We start from the raw sequence: 17,304 nt of genomic DNA, 5'->3' as shown, positions 1-17,304 counted from the left end.
TCAGGCTCGTTTCTTCCTCGCTGTAGTCGACTTCGACGAGCCGGCCTTGGAGGCGTTCGACTTCGCTTCGTCCACACTGCGCTGCAGTGCGGCAACCAGGTCCACCACCTCTGCGTCGGTGCCCTCTTGGTCGACCTCGGCGGCGGGGATGACCTTCTTGCCGCCGTTCTCGATCATCTCGTCGAGCAACTGCCTCAGTTGGAGCTGGTAGTCGTCGGTGAACTCGGTCGGATCGAAATCGCCCGCCATGCTCTCGACGAGCGTCTGCGCCATCTTCAGTTCCTTCGCCTTCGGCTTCTCCACGTCGTCGAGGGAAGGGAACTCTGCTGCACGAACTTCGTCGGGCCACAGCAAGGTCTGGATCACCAGAACACCGTCGCGAGCGCGCATCGCGGCCAGGCGCGTCTTCTGTCGCAGGGTGAAATGCACCAGTGCCGTTCGATCACTCTCGGTGAGCACAGTCGAAAGCAGGACGTACGCCTTCGGCGACGCCGAATCGGGCTCGAGGAAGTAACTCTTCTCGAACAAGATCGGATCGATCTGATCGTTCGGCACGAATTCCAGCACCGGAATCTCGTGCTTCTCCGCAGCCGGGAGTTTGTTGAAGTCCTCGTCGCTCAAGATGACGCGCGATCCGTCTTCCGAGTCGTACGCCTTGTCGATGTCCGCGAACTGAACCGTGTTTCCGCACTCGGAACACACACGGTTGTACTTGATGCGGCCACCGTCTTTTGCATGGACCTGGTGAAATCGGATGTCGTGGTCCTCGGTCGCCGAGTACACCTTGACCGGGACGTTGACCAGACCGAAGGCTATCGAGCCTTTCCAAATCGAGCGCATGCCTCCCATGATGGTCGCCGCCGGCCGTTTGCGCGAGGCAAACGATCACGGTTGATCCCGAACCGTTGCGTGTGGATGGGTCGGTTCGGGGCGTATCGAGCGGGTATCCGCTTCGAGAACCCGACTCGCACACCTGGGGGGACGCTCCGATGAGAATCCGAACCTACCGTCGACGCGTCACCGCGGCGCTGGCGATTTCACTGGTTCCACTGCTGTTTGCGCCTTGGCCCGCGAACGCAGATCCGGCACGCACCGTAACCATCAGCGTCCACTCCGATGCGATGGGCCGCGACATTCCACTCGAGGTGATCCTCCCCGCCGACACGAGCGCCCCACGGCCTACGTTGTATCTGCTCAACGGCGCCGGTGGTGGCGAGGACAGTGCAACGTGGGAAGGACGGACCGATGTCCTGGACTTCTTCGCCGACAAGAACGTCAACGTCGTGACGCCGCTGGAAGGAGCGTTCAGCTACTACACCGACTGGCAGAAAGACGATCCCGTACTCGGGCGCAACAAGTGGCAGACGTTCCTCACTCGCGAACTGCCGCCCGTCATCGATGCGCAGTTCGGTACCAACGGGGTCAACTCCATCGCGGCGATTTCGATGACGGCGACGTCGGTACTCAATCTCGCGATCTCGGCACCAGGCCTTTATCGGAGTGTCGGGGCCTACAGCGGGTGCGCGGAGACTTCCACCCAGCCGGGTCAGGACTATGTGCGGTTGGTGGTCGGCGCGCGGGGTGGCGCTGATCCGACAAACATGTGGGGACCGTTCGACGGTCCGGGATGGCGCGAGAACGATCCGGTTGTGAACGCGGAGAAGTTGCGGGGGACCGCACTGTACGTTTCCACCGGATCCGGGCTGCCAGGTCCGCACGACAACCTTCAGGCACCCGATGTGAACGGAAATCCCGGAGCGCTCCTGAATCAGATCGTCGTCGGCGGCATCATCGAATCCGCGGTCAACGGGTGCACGCACGGCTTGGCGGACCGACTGAACGCACTGGGCATCCCCGCGACCTTCGACTTCAAGCCGACCGGAACCCACTCGTGGGGCTACTGGCAGGACGACCTACACAATTCCTGGCCGATGATCGCCGGCTCGATAGGAGCGCAGTAGTCGGTCCGGAGTGCTCACCTCAGAAACGGCGCGCGCATCAACGTCTTTCGGACGTGCCACGGTGACGATCGGAACAGGGTTGCCATCACCTTCGCCGTCGCGGACGCGTCCCGCCGATCGGACAGGTAGGACCGCTGAGCCTCGACCGGTAGATCGAAGAACGTGTCGAAGAATGTCGCGACCTCTCTCGAGCCGAGGGTGAGAAGTGCGTTCAGGCCAACGCGGCGAAGGGCAGACACCGCCTTGGCCGACCGCGGCCAGAGCGCCGCGTTGGGATCTCCACCGCCGGCGATTGCTTTGGCGACAGCGTCTGCCTCGGCGAGTGACGAGGCAACGCTGTATCCGGTTCCCGGATGCATCAGACCGCCTCGCCCGCCGAAACGGAGGACACCGTCGGGGAACGACTCCTTCGGGCCTTCGACTGCAAAACGGACCCGCTCGACCGGTGCGTCGTCGGGGACTTCGCAGCCCCGATTGCGAAGCCGGGTGCGCAGACGCGCTTCGAGTTCGCGGAGCCCCAACGCCGGCCGGCCGACGAGGCAGGTCTCCTCGAGGAGAACTCGCTCGTCATCGAGTGGGACCGCATAGAGAAACGACGGAGTGTCGGCGTCGGAGGCGCCGTTGTCTGTTCGCCAGTCCATGAACCAGGCTTCGCCACCACCCAGAATCGGATCGGCCAGAGCGCGGTCGACGATCACTCCGAAGGCGGTCTGCTGGGCGGTTGTCACCGTCAGTTCGGTACCCCGGGCGTCGATGACGACGGAACCTGTCAGCTGCGATCCGTCCACGCACAGGACGGCGGTAGGTGACAGTGTTTGAGCACGCACGGCTCTGAACTGTACGGATGTTCCCGAGAGAAATGATTGCAGTAAAGATGTATTCAATACGCAATATGTGCGATCAAGCGTTTTCTGTCTGCGGGTCCACACGCTCGGGCGTTCGATCCGGCTTGCGATCACATCGACCGGCAGCCACGACGGCAGCTCGTCAGCCCACGCCGAATAGGTCGGCGTCCACACCCGATGGGGATGCGGATCGACAACGACGACGGTGAGTTGCCGGGCGATACAGCGGGTGGCGAGTGCCCGCCCGGCCGGGCCGCCACCGACGATCACCACGTCGGCGGAAGAGTTGTCTGTGCTCACGACCGGCGCACTACATCGATCCCGTTGCGAGCAGACCGCCGTCGACCCGGACCGTTTCGCCCGTGATCCACGCCGCCGCGTCGGAGACGAGGAAGCCGACCAGACCGGCAACGTCCTCGGGGGTGCCGAGCCGCTTCATCGGGTAGCCCGCCGACGCCTTGTCCTCGCCGGCAGCGACCAGGGCTGCCGCGAACTGCGTCTTGACGATCCCGGGAGCTACGGCGTTGACACGAATCTTCGGTCCCAGTTGCCAGGCCAGTTCTTCCGTCAGGCGGATGAGCGCAGCCTTCGACGCGCCGTACGCCGCGATGACGCCCGTCGACCGGATCCCGGCCACACTTGCCAGGTTCACGACGGCTCCACCGTGTTCGCCCATCCATGCCCGATGTGCTTGCTGGACGTAACCGAGGGCGGCAACCACATTCACGTCGAAGATCTTGCGCACGGCGTCGAGGTCCGCTTCCATGAGCGAACCGAAGACGGGGTTGATTCCGGTGTTGTTGACCAGAATGTCGAGTGAACCGAATTCGGACACGGCGCGGTCGACGGCACCGGAGCGGGCTTCGGCATCGGCTGCGTTGCCCGCGAATGCGACGACCTTTCCGCCGTGCCCCAGAGCGGACAGCTCGGATGCGGCGGCCTCGAGGGGCTCCGGCTTGCGGGCTGTGATCAAGACGTCGGCACCGCGAGCGAGGAGTTCGGCGGCGACAGCTTTGCCGATTCCGCGACTTGCGCCGGTGACGATGGCGGCACGGCCTTCGAGGTCGCGAGGACGAGTGCTGTTTTCGCTAGTCATGTCCCGAACGTTAGCGGACTCACACGCTGCTGGTCGGAACGACCGTCAGGTCACGGTAAAATCGATAGTTCTTGTGTCTGTAGTCAGGCATTGTTTACCCGTATTCGTCGTTTTTCCTGAGGAGTTTGCTTGATTACCGCCACTGACCTCGAAGTTCGTGCCGGTGTCCGCACCCTTCTCACGGCTCCCGGGCCTTCGTTGCGCATCCAGCCGGGCGACCGGATCGGACTCGTCGGACGTAACGGAGCCGGAAAGACGACCACACTGCGCATCCTCGCCGGCGAAGGTGAGGCATATGCGGGAAGCGTCGTACGTACCGGTGAACTCGGATACCTCCCGCAGGACCCCAAAGAGGGCGACCTGAGCGTCCTCGCCAAGGACCGGGTTCTCTCCGCACGTGGCCTCGACACGATGCTCCGCGAGATGGAGAAGCAGCAGATTCTGATGGGCGAGGTGCTCGATCAGGAATCGCAGGACCGCGCGGTCAAGAAGTACGGTCAGCTCGAGGATCGGTTCTCGGCCCTCGGCGGATACGAAGCCGAGAGTGAAGCCGCACGCATCACCAGCAGCCTCGGTCTCGAAGACCGCATTCTCGGGCAGCCGCTCAGCACGCTGTCCGGCGGTCAGCGTCGTCGCGTCGAATTGGCGCGCATCCTCTTCGCCGCCTCCGACGGCAGCGGTGCCCGCTCGGACACGACTCTGCTGCTCGACGAGCCCACCAACCACCTCGACGCCGACTCCATCACCTGGCTGCGTGGCTTCCTCCAGAACCACGAGGGTGGACTGGTGGTCATCAGCCACGACGTCGACCTGCTCAACGACGTCGTCAACCGCGTGTGGTTCCTCGATGCCGTCCGCGGTGAGGCCGACGTCTACAACATGAACTGGAAGAAGTACCTCGACGCTCGTGCCACGGACGAGCAGCGTCGTCGCCGTGAGCGCGCCAATGCCGAGAAGAAGGCCGGTGCGCTGCGGATTCAGGCCGCGAAGATGGGCGCAAAGGCAACCAAGGCCGTCGCGGCTCAGAACATGGCCAAGCGAGCCGACAAGTTGATGGCGAACCTCGATGCCGAACGTGTCTCGGACAAGGTTGCGCGGATTCGTTTCCCCGAACCCGCCGCTTGTGGCAAGACTCCGCTGATGGGCAAGAACCTCACCAAGGTGTACGGCTCGCTCGAGATCTTCACCGGTGTCGATCTCGCGATCGATCGTGGGTCTCGTGTGGTTATCCTCGGACTCAACGGTGCAGGTAAGACCACGCTGCTCCGCATCCTCGCGGGCGCGGAGAAAGCGGACGCTGGTGAGCTGATCGCCGGTCACGGACTCAAGGTCGGCTACTTCGCTCAGGAGCACGACACCCTCGACGACGACGCGTCCGTGTGGGAGAACATCCGCCACGCCGCGCCGGACACAGGGGAGCAGGAACTGCGTTCGCTGCTCGGTGCCTTCATGTTCACCGGCCCGCAGCTCGAACAGCCGGCCGGAACGCTCTCGGGTGGTGAAAAGACGCGTCTGGCTCTGGCCGGTCTGGTGTCGTCCGCTGCCAACGTTCTGCTTCTCGACGAGCCCACCAACAACCTGGACCCGATTTCACGCGAGCAGGTGCTCGACGCGCTCCGCAGCTACACCGGTGCCGTCGTCCTGGTCACCCACGATCCGGGCGCTGCCGAGGCCCTCAACCCCGAGCGGGTCATCCTCCTGCCCGACGGCAACGAGGACCACTGGTCGCAGGAGTACCTCGAGCTGATCCAGCTCGCCTAACCCCCTGTGCGCCTTTTTGGTAGTGGGAACTACCAAAAAGGCGCACAGGGGCGAAGCCCCTCAGTCTCTCCGCCGCACCGATTCCTCGACCAGATCGAGAACCGCTGACAGGTTGTCGACGCCGTGGCCGGAGGCGATTCTCGCGACCAGGCCGTCCATCACCAGATCCAGATACCCGATCAGAATTTCGGTGGGGACGTCGTCACGGAGTCTGCCTGCCGATTTCTGTCTGGCGAGACGCGCACTGGTCGCTTCCGTCAGTTCTACGGAGCGCTGTGACCACTTCTCGCGGAAATCGGCGTCGTTGCGCAGTCGACGCGCTATCTCCAGTCGCGTTCCCAGCCAATCGAATTGGTCGGGCTGCGCGAGCATGTCCCGCATGACCTGGACGAGGCCCTCTTCGGCGACGACATCTGCCATCCGGCTCGCATCCTCGCTTGCGAGAGCGAGGAACAGGCCGTCCTTGTCCTTGAAGTGATGGAAGATCGCTCCGCGGGACAAACCGGTGACTTCTTCGAGACGGCGAACTGTGGCGCCGTCGTAGCCGTATTCCGCAAAGCAGCGGCGGGCGCCGTCAAGGATCTGACTGCGCCGTGCCGCGAGATGGTCTTCACTGACCTTGGGCACGGGCATCCCTCCTTTGTCGGGTTGCCTGTGAACACTTTCGGCCGTAGGCGCTGAATGTCGACTCAGTGCACAAAGCGCTCACGACCACCGATGAAACCTGGTTCGCCTTCCGGCGAAAGTGGTCGTGAGCGCTTTGTGACCCGTCAGGGGCCGAAAGTGCTCACAGGCACGTAGTGCCTACTAGCCGCGGATCATGTTGCGAAGCACGTACTGCAGGATGCCGCCGTTGCGGTAGTAATCCGCTTCGCCGGGGGTATCGATGCGTACGACTGCGTCGAACACGACCTTCTCGCCGTTCTCGCGCGTCGCCGTGACCTTCATGGTCTTCGGGGTGACGCCCTCGTTGAGCTTCTCGACACCTTCGATGTCGAAGGTCTCGGTGCCGTCGAGCTTGAGCGAACCTGCGGACTCGCCGACCGGGAACTGCAGCGGGACAACGCCCATGCCGATCAGGTTGGAGCGGTGGATGCGCTCGAACGACTCGGTGATGACGGCCTTGACGCCGAGCAGGCTCGTGCCCTTGGCTGCCCAGTCACGCGAGGATCCGGAGCCGTACTCCTTGCCGCCCAGGACGACCAGCGGGATGCCGGCTGCCTGGTAGTTCTGCGACGCGTCGTAGATGAATGCCTGCGGTGCGCCTTCCTGCGTGAAGTCGCGGGTGTAACCACCCGAGACGTCGTCGAGGAGCTGGTTGCGCAGACGGATGTTCGCGAACGTTCCGCGAATCATGACCTCGTGGTTACCGCGACGCGAGCCGAGCGAGTTGTAATCCGCACGCTCGACGCCATGGGAGTCGAGGTACTGCGCAGCGGGGGTGCCGACCTTGATCGGACCTGCCGGGCTGATGTGGTCGGTGGTGACCGAGTCGCCGAGCAGTGCGAGGACGCGAGCGCCCTTGATGTCCTTGACCGGAGCCGGATCCATCGTCATGCCGTCGAAGTAAGGTGGCTTCCGCACGTAGGTGGAGTTCTCGTCCCACTCGAAGGTGTCACCCTTCGGGGTTTCGAGGTTCTGCCAGCGGCTGTCGCCCGCAAAGATGGTTGCGTACGACTTGCGGAACATGTCCTGGTCGATCGAGGACTTGATGGTCTCTTCGATTTCCTGCGTGGACGGCCAGATGTCCTTGAGGTAGACGGGGTTTCCGTCGGTGTCGTTACCGAGCGAATCGGTCTCGAAGTCGAAGTCCATGGTTCCGGCGAGGCCGTAGGCAATCACGAGCGGCGGGGAAGCCAGGTAGTTCATCTTGACGTCGGGGGAGATACGTCCCTCGAAGTTACGGTTACCCGACAGCACCGCGGTGACCGAGAGGTCGTTGTCGTTGATGGCCTTCGAGACTGCCTCGGGCAGCGGTCCGGTGTTACCGATGCACGTGGTGCAGCCGTAACCGCCGAGGTAGTAACCGAGCTTCTCGAGGTACGGCCACAGGCCGGCCTTCTCGTAGTAATCGGTGACGACCTGCGAACCGGGAGCCATGTTGGTCTTGACCCACGGCTTGGTGGCGAGGCCCTTCTCGACGGCGTTGCGTGCGAGCAGTGCAGCACCGAGCATGACCGACGGGTTGGACGTGTTGGTGCAGGAGGTGATACCTGCAACGACGACGGCGCCGTGGTCGAGAACGAACTCACCGGCGTCGGACTTGACGACGACCGGCTTGCTCGGACGGCCTTCTGCACCGTTGGCAGCAGAGAGAACGTCGACCGCTCCGTCGTCGGCAAACGACAGAACCGCGGGATCGGAAGCCGGGAAGGACTCTTCGACGGCCTCGTCGAGCTGGGTGTGCTCGGTCGGGTGGTTCTCTTCCACGTAGTTGTGGATGTCCTTGCGGAACGCAGTCTTGGACTCCGACAACAGGATTCGGTCCTGCGGGCGCTTCGGGCCGGCGATCGAGGGAACAACGGTTCCCAGATCCAGCTCGATGTACTCCGAGAAGACGGGTTCCTTGTCGGGGTTGTGCCACAGGCCCTGTTCCTTGGCGTACGCCTCGACGAGAGCGAGCTGCTCGTCGCTGCGGCCGGTGAGGCGCAGGTATTCGATGGTCTCGGCATCGATCGGGAAGATCGCTGCGGTGGAACCGAATTCGGGGCTCATGTTGCCCAGCGTCGCGCGGTTCGCGAGCGGAACCTCGGCAACACCGTTGCCGTAGAACTCGACGAACTTGCCGACGACGCCGTGCTTACGGAGCATCTCGGTGGCGGTGAGCACGACGTCGGTTGCGGTGACGCCGGGCTTGATCTCACCGGAGAGCTTGAATCCGACGACGCGGGGGATCAGCATGGAGACGGGCTGGCCGAGCATTGCTGCCTCGGCCTCGATGCCGCCGACGCCCCAGCCGAGCACGCCGAGGCCGTTGACCATCGTGGTGTGCGAGTCGGTGCCGACACAGGTGTCGGGGTATGCCTGTCCGTTACGCGACATGACGGTGGGTGCCAGGTACTCGATGTTGACCTGGTGAACGATGCCCATTCCCGGGGGGACGACCTTGAAGTCGTCGAATGCGCCCTGGCCCCAACGGAGGAACTGGTAACGCTCGCCGTTGCGCTCGTATTCGAGGTCGACGTTGCGCTCGAGTGCGTCGGCCTGGCCGAAGACGTCGAGGATGACCGAGTGGTCGATGACCATGTCGGCGGGGGAGAGCGGGTTGACCTTGTTCGGGTCGCCGCCGAGGGTGGTGACGGCCTCACGCATGGTGGCGAGGTCGACGATGCAAGGAACGCCGGTGAAGTCCTGCATGATCACGCGGGCAGGCGTGAACTGGATTTCGATGCTCGGCTCGGCTGAGGGATCCCAGCTTGCGATTGCGCGGATGTGATCCGCGGTGATGTTGGCGCCGTCTTCGGTGCGGAGAAGGTTCTCGGCGAGAACCTTCAAGGAATAGGGCAATTTCTCGGTGCCGGGGACGGCCGAGAGGCGGAAGATCTCGTAAGAGTTCTCACCGACCTCGAGGGTTCCCTTGGCTCCGAATGAATCGATACTGGTGCTCACGTCTGCTCCACTCGTCTATGAGGGTCGCTACCGACGGGGCTGTGTCGGCAGCTGAAGCGAGGTACTTCGGCCGGGAAGATTCTCCGTAGCTCACGCCAATCGCACAGTTCGCGTGAGAACTGTCCGAACATCGGAGCTGCAGTAGAACCTGTCCTGACCGGTGGTACCTCTTGGTCCAAGTCTAACAGTACGCTTGTCCTGTGAGAATTCAGGGCAAGTTGACCGAAACAATCTTCATGCAGACTGCGGGCCTGCGCAACGCAGGCTTGGCTGGGTGACCGCACCCACAGCTACCGCTCGGGCGGCACGCGCGGCGGTTGTGTGTGACGCCTGGTGGCAGTCGACCTGAAGTAGGGTGCATGCAGGCCCGTCGCGGGTCGGCCGCCGAAAAACGACCTCGGAAGAACTCCCCGCATCTCAGCGGTGGACGGAATCCGAACAGCACCCGGATGAGAGATGTCTGCTCCTACAAATCACGCTTTTGCGCCTGTGCACGTGAAGTCCCCGTTGCACGTCGCTGTTCCGTCGGACGTCGATCTCGACGACGTGCTCGCGGACATTTCGACGGACGGCGTCTCCGCCCCCGCGGATGATGTTGCGGGGCTGACCGCGGTGGTGACCGACGCTCGTGAACGTGGTGTCGACTTGAGCGTCGTAGTAGTCGACGCAAATCCGGGCCGGCCGTCCGATCTTCGAGACCTGGCCACGACGGTCGGCAAAACAGAAGGCGGAACGGTTCTCGTTCTGAGCCCTGACTGGATGGGTAGCTACAGCGATTCGATCAGTCGAGTGCAGCTCGAAACTGCACAGGACCGATCTTTCGGCGAAAGCGCAAGCGTGACCGCGGACCGCTTCTCGCACGAGATCGTGGCGCCAGGTCCGCCGTGGACGCTTTACACGGTCCTTGTCATCGCAGTGGTGGCGGTTATTGCCGGAATTACCTTTGCCGTCAAGTGGCGGCGAGAGCCAGAAAACGCGCAAACCAGACATATCGCCTCGACTTCGGAAACACCAGCACCATCCGACCACCGGGCCGATTCCGTCTGACCTTGGTCCTTTTGCGAGATTTTCAGTAACTCGTCGAAAACAGGTACTCACTGCTGTTTGCGGTGAGTACCTGCCCTTTTTGGTGCCTGCATGCCATTCGACCAGCTCAAATACCGTTTGTGTTATTTGTGGCTAAAGTTTCCAAAGAACGCTTGAGTGTCGTACGGTACAACTGGCACTTTTTGGGGAAGAAGTGTCGCAGACAGGCTGATGTTGTTCGACGCGTACTTGTCGGTTGCCTCGTTCTCGAGGTGTCGACGGTGGCGTTCGTACGGCACGTCCAGGTCGACGAGCAGCTCTCGGGCTGTGGGCGACCGGTGCTTGGTCTGCGCATTCCCTCCCCGCACGGATCGGCGACCCAGCGGGCCGTGGCGTTACACGCGAGGGAGAGTTATTTGTGAGGCAAGTAACACGTGGCGGCGAGTCCCGTCGTGGTCCTTCCCGTAAATCGATGCGCCTGGCGCAACTGGTCATCGGATTCGGCGTCGTCGGATCCCTGATCGTCGGGACGCCGGCCATGTCCTCGGCCGTACCGCCACCGCCGCCGAATCCGAGTGACTCGGATATCGCCGCGGCAGATTCGCAGGTCTCGTCGAGCGTCGGCACCGTCAGCGCGCTCATCAATCAAGTCGCATCGGCAAACGAACAGTTGTCGGCACTCGACAACGAAGTTGCGATCAAGCGTGAAGACGTCAACAAGACTCTCGTGGATCTGCAGAACGCTCGCGGCGCCGCAGACTCCGCAGCGCAGGCCGTCGGAGTCACGAAACAAGCTCTGAAGGACGCGTCGGCGCAGATCGAGGTCGCTCAGACGGACTTCGACAAGTACGCACGCTCGAGCTACGTCAAGGGCACCAATACTGCGTCGATCTCGTCGTTCCTCGACGCCAAGGGTCCTGGCGACGTTCTCGACCGCGCGCAGGTCCTCAAGCTTCTCGCCAATACGCAGAGTGCAGTGCTCGACGGTCTCCAGCGAGCACGTACCGAGCAGGCGAACAAGGATTCCGCGACCCGCCAGGCCAAGCAGCAGGCCGATGCCGCCGCCGAGGTCGCCGCGCAGCTGAAGGATCTGGCGGAGCAAGCGATTCAGATCGCGCGCAACGCTCTCGATCAGCAGGTAGCCAAGAAGGCCGCGATCGAAGCCGAGCGCAACTCTGCCCAGGCTCAGCTCGACGCCGCCCGCAACGCCGTCGCCGGCTTGCAGGGTCAACGCCAGGCATACGCGACCTGGGACGAACAGCGCCGTGCCGAGGAAGCTCATCAGAAGGCTCTCGAAGCCGCTGCCAAGGAAGCGGCCGCTCAGGCCGCCGCCCGTGCCGCAGCCGACCAGGCAGCCAAGGATCGAGCTGCCGCACTGGCAGCGGCCCAGCGTCCGCACACCGCGGTCGAAGACCCGACTCCGACCGTCATCCCGGACGACGACGACACCTGGACTGACGAAGAAACAGGGACCGACGAGGAAACAGGCACGGACGAAGAGACCGGCACCGACGAGGAAACGGTCACGACGCCCAAGCCCACCACCCCGAAGCCGACGACGCCGAAACCCACCACTCCGAAGCCTTCCGTCACCGGAAGCGCTGCAATCGAATCCGTCATCGACCGCGGAATGTCTCAGCTAGGCGTGCAGTATGCCTGGGGCGGCGGCGACGAGAACGGTCCGACGCGAGGCATCCGTGACGGCGGCGTCGCTGACAGTTACGGCGACTTCAACAAGGTCGGGTTCGACTGCTCCGGCTTGATGATTTATGCCTTTGCCGGCATCGGGATCTCGCTGCCGCACTACACCGGCTATCAGTACACCGCAGGCACTCAGGTTCCGTCTTCGGAGATGAAGCGCGGCGACATGATCTTCTACGGCCCCAACGCCAGCCAACACGTGGCGCTCTACCTCGGTAACGGTCAGATGCTCGAGGCACCACAATCCGGTTCGAGTGTCATGGTCTCACCGGTTCGGTGGGGCGGAATGACGCCGTACGCCGTCCGACTGGTGTCCTGACCGTCAGAGGAAATGCCGCTGACACCCGCATTGTCAGGGAAGTATCAAGTTCCCGACGTGGTGTTACGGCATCGAGCGCAACTACCTGGAATAGTTGACGGGGAACACGTTACTGTCGGTACTTTTCTAGGTGAAAGCGATGGATTCTTGGTGACCTCACGTGAAGATTCGGTCGGAACGGTCGACGTAAGCAAGGCGAGTGGAAGTGCGGACGGAGCAGCACCTTCCCTGGCAGCCGACGTTCAGACCTTGGAACGAGCGATTTACGAGGTCAAGCGAGTCATCGTCGGGCAGGACCGGCTTGTCGAGCGCATTCTCGTCGGACTTCTCGCCAAGGGGCACGTCCTCCTCGAAGGCGTACCCGGTGTCGCCAAGACGCTGGCCGTCGAGACTTTCGCGAAGGTCGTCGGCGGTTCGTTCTCCCGCGTCCAGTTCACCCCGGACCTGGTGCCCACCGACCTGATCGGCACGCGCATCTACCGTCAGGGCCGCGAGGAGTTCGACACCGAACTCGGCCCCGTCGTCGCCAACTTCGTGTTGGCCGACGAGATCAACCGTGCCCCGGCCAAGGTGCAGTCCGCGCTCCTCGAGGTGATGGCAGAACGCCACGTCTCGATCGGTGGCAAGCGGTACCACATGCCCGATCCGTTCCTGGTGATGGCGACGCAGAACCCCATCGAGAACGAGGGTGTCTACCCGCTCCCCGAGGCGCAGCGCGACCGCTTCCTGTTCAAGATCCTCGTCGATTACCCGACAGTGGAGGAAGAACGCGAAATCGTCTACCGGATGGGCGTCGCGGCCCCGGAGCCGCACCAGATCCTCGGTCCGGAGGAGTTGGTCAGGCTCCAACGCGTCGCCAGCAACGTCTTCGTTCACCACGCGCTCGTCGATTACGTTGTCCGGGTCATCGCCGCCACGCGTACGCCGCGTGAGGTCGGACTCGAGGACGTCGCCGGCTGGATCGCGTACGGCGCCTCACCCCGCGCGACGCTCGGCATCATCGCCGCGTCGCGGGCCCTCGCTCTCGTCCGCGGGCGCGACTACGTAGTGCCGCAGGACGTCATCGAGGTGATCCCGGACGTGTTGCGTCACCGTCTCGTTCTTTCCTACGACGCCATGGCCGACGAGGTGACTCCCGACGCCGTCATCGCCCGGGTGCTGCAGACCGTCGGACTGCCGCAGATCGCCGCGCGGCCGGTTCCTACCGTTCCCGGACCGCCCCAGCAGGGCGCACCGCAGGCACCGCAGTTCAACGCACCGGGCACAGCTAATCCGCAGGGCAACGGCGCGCCGATCGCGACCGCTGAGACGATGAGTCGCCCGCAGTGACCGAAGGCCGCGACGGTGGCCGGGCGACACCCGCCGGATCCACCGGTTCTCCGCCGTCGTTCCGATCCGGCGAGCTCAGCGACCCCAAACTCACCGCTGCGCTGCGCACCCTCGAGCTGACGGTTCGCCGCCGCCTCGACGGTGTGCTGCACGGCGATCATCTCGGCCTGATTCCCGGTCCGGGTTCGGAGCCGGGAGATGCCCGCGAGTATCAGCCGGGCGACGACGTGCGGCAGATGGACTGGTCCGTCACCGCACGGACGACGCACCCACACGTGCGTCAGTCGGTCGCAGATCGTGAGCTCGAGACGTGGCTCGTCATCGACTTGTCCGCAAGTCTCGACTTCGGGACCGCCGGATGCGAGAAGCGCGACCTGGTCGTCGCCGCAGCCGCGGCGATCACTCACCTGACCAGTTCGGGCGGTAACCGCGTCGGCGCCATCATCTCGACCGGCGCACAGACAACTCGAATTCCGGCCCGCGGTGGGCGAATTCACGCACAGGCGATGCTCCGCAAGATCGCGACGACTCCGCACGCGCCGGACGGGGTACGCGGTGATCTGGTCGGCGCGATCGAAGCGCTCAGACGCCCACAGCGTCGGCGCGGACTGGCGGTGGTCATCAGTGACTTCCTCGGACCGATCGACTGGGAACGCTCGCTGCGCGCCATTTCAGGACGGCACGACGTGCTCGGTGTCGAAGTGGTCGATCCGCGAGACCTCGAACTGCCCGACGTGGGCGACGTGGTGCTCCACGATCCCGAGTCCGGCCGGACCAGAGAATTCACCACGACGCCGCAATTGCGCGCCGACTTCGCCAGAGTCGCCGCCGAGCACCGCGTCGAGGTCAGGCAAGCTCTACGTCGTTGCGGCGCACCGCTCATGTCCCTGCACACCGATCGGGACTGGATTGCCGACGTCGTGAGATTCATCTCGGCACGCCGACACAGTTATGGTGCCGGCGCCGGAACTGGGGGCGTTCGTTCGTGAGTCTTTCTCAATTCACCGCACCGTGGTGGCTGCTGTTCCTCGCTGTCATCGCCGCGTTGGTGGTCGGTTACGTACTCGTGCAGAAGCAGCGGGCCAAGCACACACTTCGGTTCACGAACTTCGCGCTACTGGAGAAGGTCGCGCCTTCGCGGCCCGGGCGGTGGCGTCATATTCCGGCGATTCTGATGGTCATCGCATTGGTGTTCTTCACCGTCGCCCTTGCCGGTCCGACGGCAGACAAGAAGGTCCCGCGAAACCGCGCCACGGTGATCCTCGTGATCGACGTGTCGCTGTCGATGCAGGCCACCGACGTCGAGCCGACGCGATTGGCAGCAGCGCAGGAAGCTGCGAAGTCGTTCGCCGACGGTCTGACTCCCGGCATCAACCTCGGGTTGGTCGCATTTGCCGGAACGGCTTCGGTTCTGGTGTCGCCCACCACGAATCGTGACGCGACGAAGGTCGCCATCGACAACCTCAAGCTCAGTGAGCGAACGGCGACGGGCGAAGCGATCTTCACCTCGTTGCAGTCGATCGACACGCTGTCGGCTGTTCTCGGCGGCAGCGATCAGGCGCCACCGGCGCGCATCGTGTTGCTGTCCGACGGTAAGCAGACCGTTCCCGAAAACTCGGACGATCCGCGGGGCGGATTCACCGCTGCCCGTCAGGCCAAGGACAAGGGCGTTCCGATCTCGACCATTTCCTTCGGAACGACATACGGGCGAGTCGAGATCGAAGGAGACCGAATCCCCGTCCCGGTCGACGACGCGTCATTGAAGGAGATCGCCAACCTTTCCGGCGGAAGTTTCTTCACGGCATCGAGCCTCGAAGAACTGCGCCAGGTGTACGACACGCTCGAAGAGCAGATCGGTTTCGAGACGACACGAGGCGATGCGAGTCGACCGTGGTTGGTTCTCGGCGTCGTGTTCGCGACCGCTGGTCTGACGATTGCCCTGGTACGCAGGCAGCGTCTGCCCTGATCGAGAGCAGTTCCGAATTGTCCAAATACCGCTGGTACGCGGCCCGCAGAGAATTGATAGGTTGATCGCCATGTCTACCCCTCCCACGACAGTGGTTTCCGAACGGACCGTCACCACACCGCGCTCGGTGCTCGTCACCGGCGGTAACCGCGGAATCGGCTTGGCCGTCGCTCAGCGGCTCGCCGCAGACGGCCACAAGGTAGCCGTCACGCACCGCGGTTCCGGTGTCCCCGAAGGGTTGTTCGGCGTCGTGTGCGACGTCACCGACACCGAGTCGATCGACCGTGCATTCAAAGAGGTCGAAGCGCACCAGGGGCCGGTCGAGGTCATCGTCGCCAATGCCGGCGTCACCGACGACACACTGATCATGCGAATGAGCGAAGAGCAGTTCACGAGCGTCGTCGACGCGAACCTCACCGGTACGTTCCGCCTCTCGAAGCGTGCGACCCGGTCGATGCTGCGCGCGCGTTTCGGACGGTTCATCTTCCTCGGCTCTGTGGTGGGTCTGGCAGGTCAAGCCGGCCAGGTCAACTACGCCGCGTCCAAAGCAGGCATCGTCGGTATCGCTCGTTCCCTGACAAGGGAACTCGGCTCACGTTCGATCACCGCCAACGTCGTCGCTCCCGGGTTCATCGAGACCGACATGACGGCAGCACTGGGCGACGACGTCAAGGACAAGGCCACCGAGTTCATCCCGTTGCAGCGGACCGGAAAGCCGGAAGATGTTGCAGCAGTTGTCAGTTTCCTCGCCTCCGACGATTCGGCCTACGTCTCGGGTGCGGTCATCCCCGTCGACGGCGGACTCGGCATGGGGCACTGACCCGCTTTTCGCACACACACCTTTCTCGTACGTCTGAAATCAGGAGGACATCTCATGGGCGGCTTGCTCGAGGGTAAGACCATTCTTGTCACCGGCATCATCACCGATTCGTCGATCGCGTTCCACGTGGCCAAGGTCGCGCAGGAGCAGGGCGCGAAGGTACTGATCACCGGATTCGATCGTCTGCGCCTCATCGATCGCATCGCCCAGCGACTGCCGCAGCCCGTGCCGCCGGCAATCTCGCTCAACGTCCAGAGCTCGGAGGATCTCGCATCTCTCGCCGAGCGTGTGCGCGAGCTGGCTCCCGAGGGTATCGACGGCGTCGTCCACTCGATCGGCTTCGCTCCCCGCTCCTGCCTGGGAAGCCCGTTCATGGACGCGCCGTGGGAAGACGTGGCGGTCGCACTCGAGGTGTCCGCCTACTCGTACAGCGCACTGGCCAAGGCCTTGCTGCCGGTGCTCAACGACAACGCGTCCATCGTCGGTATGGACTTCGATCCGGCGCGCGCGATGCCGTTCTACAACTGGATGGGTGTCTCCAAGGCGACCCTCGAGGCCGTCAATCGGTACGTGGCCAAAGAGGTCGGCGTCCGCGGCATCCGCTCGAACCTGGTGTCCTCCGGCCCGATCAAGACCTTGGCCGCCAAGGCCATTGCCGGTGACAGCACCGGTCCGGGCGCGGAGTTGGACAAGCTGAACACCGCATGGGACGGTGCTGCGCCCATCGGCTGGGACGTCGACGATCGCGAGCCGGTCGCCAAAACGGTCTGCACCGTTCTCTCGGATTGGTTGCCCGGCACGACCGCGTCGATCATCTACGTCGACGGCGGCTTCCACGCGATGGTCGGCTAGTAGCACCCCTTCTACTACG

Annotated in this window: 14 protein-coding genes; 9 read left to right on the top strand and 5 right to left on the bottom strand. The window is 63.6% G+C overall.

From position 1 onward, the window contains the following. Window positions 1–840 carry a non-homologous end joining protein Ku gene (ku, locus tag PCS43_RS01035; protein WP_442972509.1) on the bottom strand — a complete coding sequence of 280 codons (840 nt, stop codon included), beginning with the start codon at window positions 838–840 and terminating at the stop codon, window positions 1–3. Between the two features lie 149 nt (window positions 841–989). On the opposite strand from ku, the gene PCS43_RS01030 reads away from it, so the two are divergent. Then, window positions 990–1,961 (top strand): alpha/beta hydrolase, encoded by a 972-nt coding sequence (locus PCS43_RS01030; RefSeq protein WP_118607245.1) that lies wholly within the window; start codon window positions 990–992, stop codon window positions 1,959–1,961. Window positions 1,962–1,975: 14 nt separating this feature from the next. Here the strand turns inward: PCS43_RS01030 and PCS43_RS01025 are convergent, their stop codons facing one another. Both PCS43_RS01025 and PCS43_RS01020 read right to left on the bottom strand, forming a co-directional pair. Next, complete coding sequence (locus PCS43_RS01025) at window positions 1,976–3,106, bottom strand: lycopene cyclase family protein (RefSeq protein WP_073512395.1); 1,131 nt, start codon at window positions 3,104–3,106, stop codon at window positions 1,976–1,978. Between the two features lie 10 nt (window positions 3,107–3,116). Continuing rightward, on the bottom strand, window positions 3,117–3,902 hold the full coding sequence (locus tag PCS43_RS01020) for an SDR family oxidoreductase (protein WP_047270400.1): 786 nt from the start codon (window positions 3,900–3,902) through the stop codon (window positions 3,117–3,119). A gap of 129 nt (window positions 3,903–4,031) precedes the next feature. Between PCS43_RS01020 and PCS43_RS01015 the strand changes: the two genes are divergently transcribed. Beyond that, entirely contained in the window at window positions 4,032–5,663 is a 1,632-nt protein-coding gene (locus tag PCS43_RS01015; protein ID WP_003944932.1) for an ABC-F family ATP-binding cassette domain-containing protein, read from the top strand. Window positions 5,664–5,723: 60 nt separating this feature from the next. On the opposite strand, the gene PCS43_RS01010 is transcribed toward PCS43_RS01015, so the two are convergent. Together PCS43_RS01010 and acnA are read right to left on the bottom strand one after the other, a co-directional pair. Then, entirely contained in the window at window positions 5,724–6,290 is a 567-nt protein-coding gene (locus tag PCS43_RS01010) for a TetR/AcrR family transcriptional regulator (protein WP_003944970.1), read from the bottom strand. A 180-nt stretch (window positions 6,291–6,470) separates the two neighbouring features. After that, complete coding sequence (gene acnA / locus PCS43_RS01005) at window positions 6,471–9,272, bottom strand: aconitate hydratase AcnA (protein WP_007727883.1); 2,802 nt, start codon at window positions 9,270–9,272, stop codon at window positions 6,471–6,473. Window positions 9,273–9,728: 456 nt separating this feature from the next. On the opposite strand from acnA, the gene PCS43_RS01000 reads away from it, so the two are divergent. From PCS43_RS01000 to inhA, 7 genes are all read left to right on the top strand, one after another. Beyond that, window positions 9,729–10,319, top strand: a complete 591-nt coding sequence (locus PCS43_RS01000) for an Rv1476 family membrane protein (RefSeq protein ID WP_021332993.1) — start codon at window positions 9,729–9,731, stop codon at window positions 10,317–10,319. 451 nt (window positions 10,320–10,770) lie between these two features. Next, the gene (locus tag PCS43_RS00995) at window positions 10,771–12,318 is read left to right on the top strand and encodes an NlpC/P60 family protein (RefSeq protein ID WP_003944866.1); all 1,548 of its coding nucleotides are present in this window, start codon (window positions 10,771–10,773) and stop codon (window positions 12,316–12,318) included. 150 nt (window positions 12,319–12,468) lie between these two features. Further along, window positions 12,469–13,647, top strand: coding sequence for an AAA family ATPase (locus tag PCS43_RS00990; protein WP_007727877.1), 1,179 nt, complete (start codon window positions 12,469–12,471; stop codon window positions 13,645–13,647). Then, a complete protein-coding gene (locus PCS43_RS00985) occupies window positions 13,644–14,636 on the top strand; it encodes a DUF58 domain-containing protein (RefSeq protein ID WP_209908635.1) in 993 nt (330 codons plus the stop codon). The genes PCS43_RS00990 and PCS43_RS00985 overlap by 4 nt, the downstream gene beginning before the upstream one ends. Further along, window positions 14,633–15,613: a VWA domain-containing protein gene (locus PCS43_RS00980; protein ID WP_003944878.1), complete on the top strand. Its 981-nt coding sequence runs from the start codon at window positions 14,633–14,635 to the stop codon at window positions 15,611–15,613. Before PCS43_RS00985 ends, PCS43_RS00980 begins: the two co-directional genes overlap by 4 nt. Before the next feature lie 70 nt (window positions 15,614–15,683). Further along, a complete protein-coding gene (gene fabG1 / locus PCS43_RS00975; RefSeq protein ID WP_007727875.1) occupies window positions 15,684–16,433 on the top strand; it encodes a 3-oxoacyl-ACP reductase FabG1 in 750 nt (249 codons plus the stop codon). Between the two features lie 54 nt (window positions 16,434–16,487). Further along, window positions 16,488–17,285, top strand: coding sequence for an NADH-dependent enoyl-ACP reductase InhA (gene inhA / locus PCS43_RS00970; protein ID WP_003944803.1), 798 nt, complete (start codon window positions 16,488–16,490; stop codon window positions 17,283–17,285). Window positions 17,286–17,304: the final 19 nt, after the last annotated feature.

The organism is Rhodococcus sp. C-2 (assembly GCF_027854095.1).
In the GTDB taxonomy this organism is placed as follows: Bacteria; Actinomycetota; Actinomycetes; order Mycobacteriales; family Mycobacteriaceae; genus Rhodococcus_F; species Rhodococcus_F qingshengii.
This window is presented reverse-complemented; position numbering and strand designations above follow the sequence as displayed.

Excerpts from the sequence above, each read along its gene's own strand:
- ku (WP_442972509.1), bottom strand. The coding sequence starts at position 840 with ATGCGCTCGATTTGGAAAGGCTCGATAGCCTTCGGTCTGGTCAACGTC.
- PCS43_RS01030 (WP_118607245.1), top strand. The coding sequence starts at position 990 with ATGAGAATCCGAACCTACCGTCGACGCGTCACCGCGGCGCTGGCGATT.
- PCS43_RS01020 (WP_047270400.1), bottom strand. The coding sequence starts at position 3,902 with ATGACTAGCGAAAACAGCACTCGTCCTCGCGACCTCGAAGGCCGTGCC.
- PCS43_RS01000 (WP_021332993.1), top strand. The coding sequence starts at position 9,729 with ATGTCTGCTCCTACAAATCACGCTTTTGCGCCTGTGCACGTGAAGTCC.
- PCS43_RS00995 (WP_003944866.1), top strand. The coding sequence starts at position 10,771 with ATGCGCCTGGCGCAACTGGTCATCGGATTCGGCGTCGTCGGATCCCTG.
- fabG1 (WP_007727875.1), top strand. The coding sequence starts at position 15,684 with ATGTCTACCCCTCCCACGACAGTGGTTTCCGAACGGACCGTCACCACA.
- inhA (WP_003944803.1), top strand. The coding sequence starts at position 16,488 with ATGGGCGGCTTGCTCGAGGGTAAGACCATTCTTGTCACCGGCATCATC.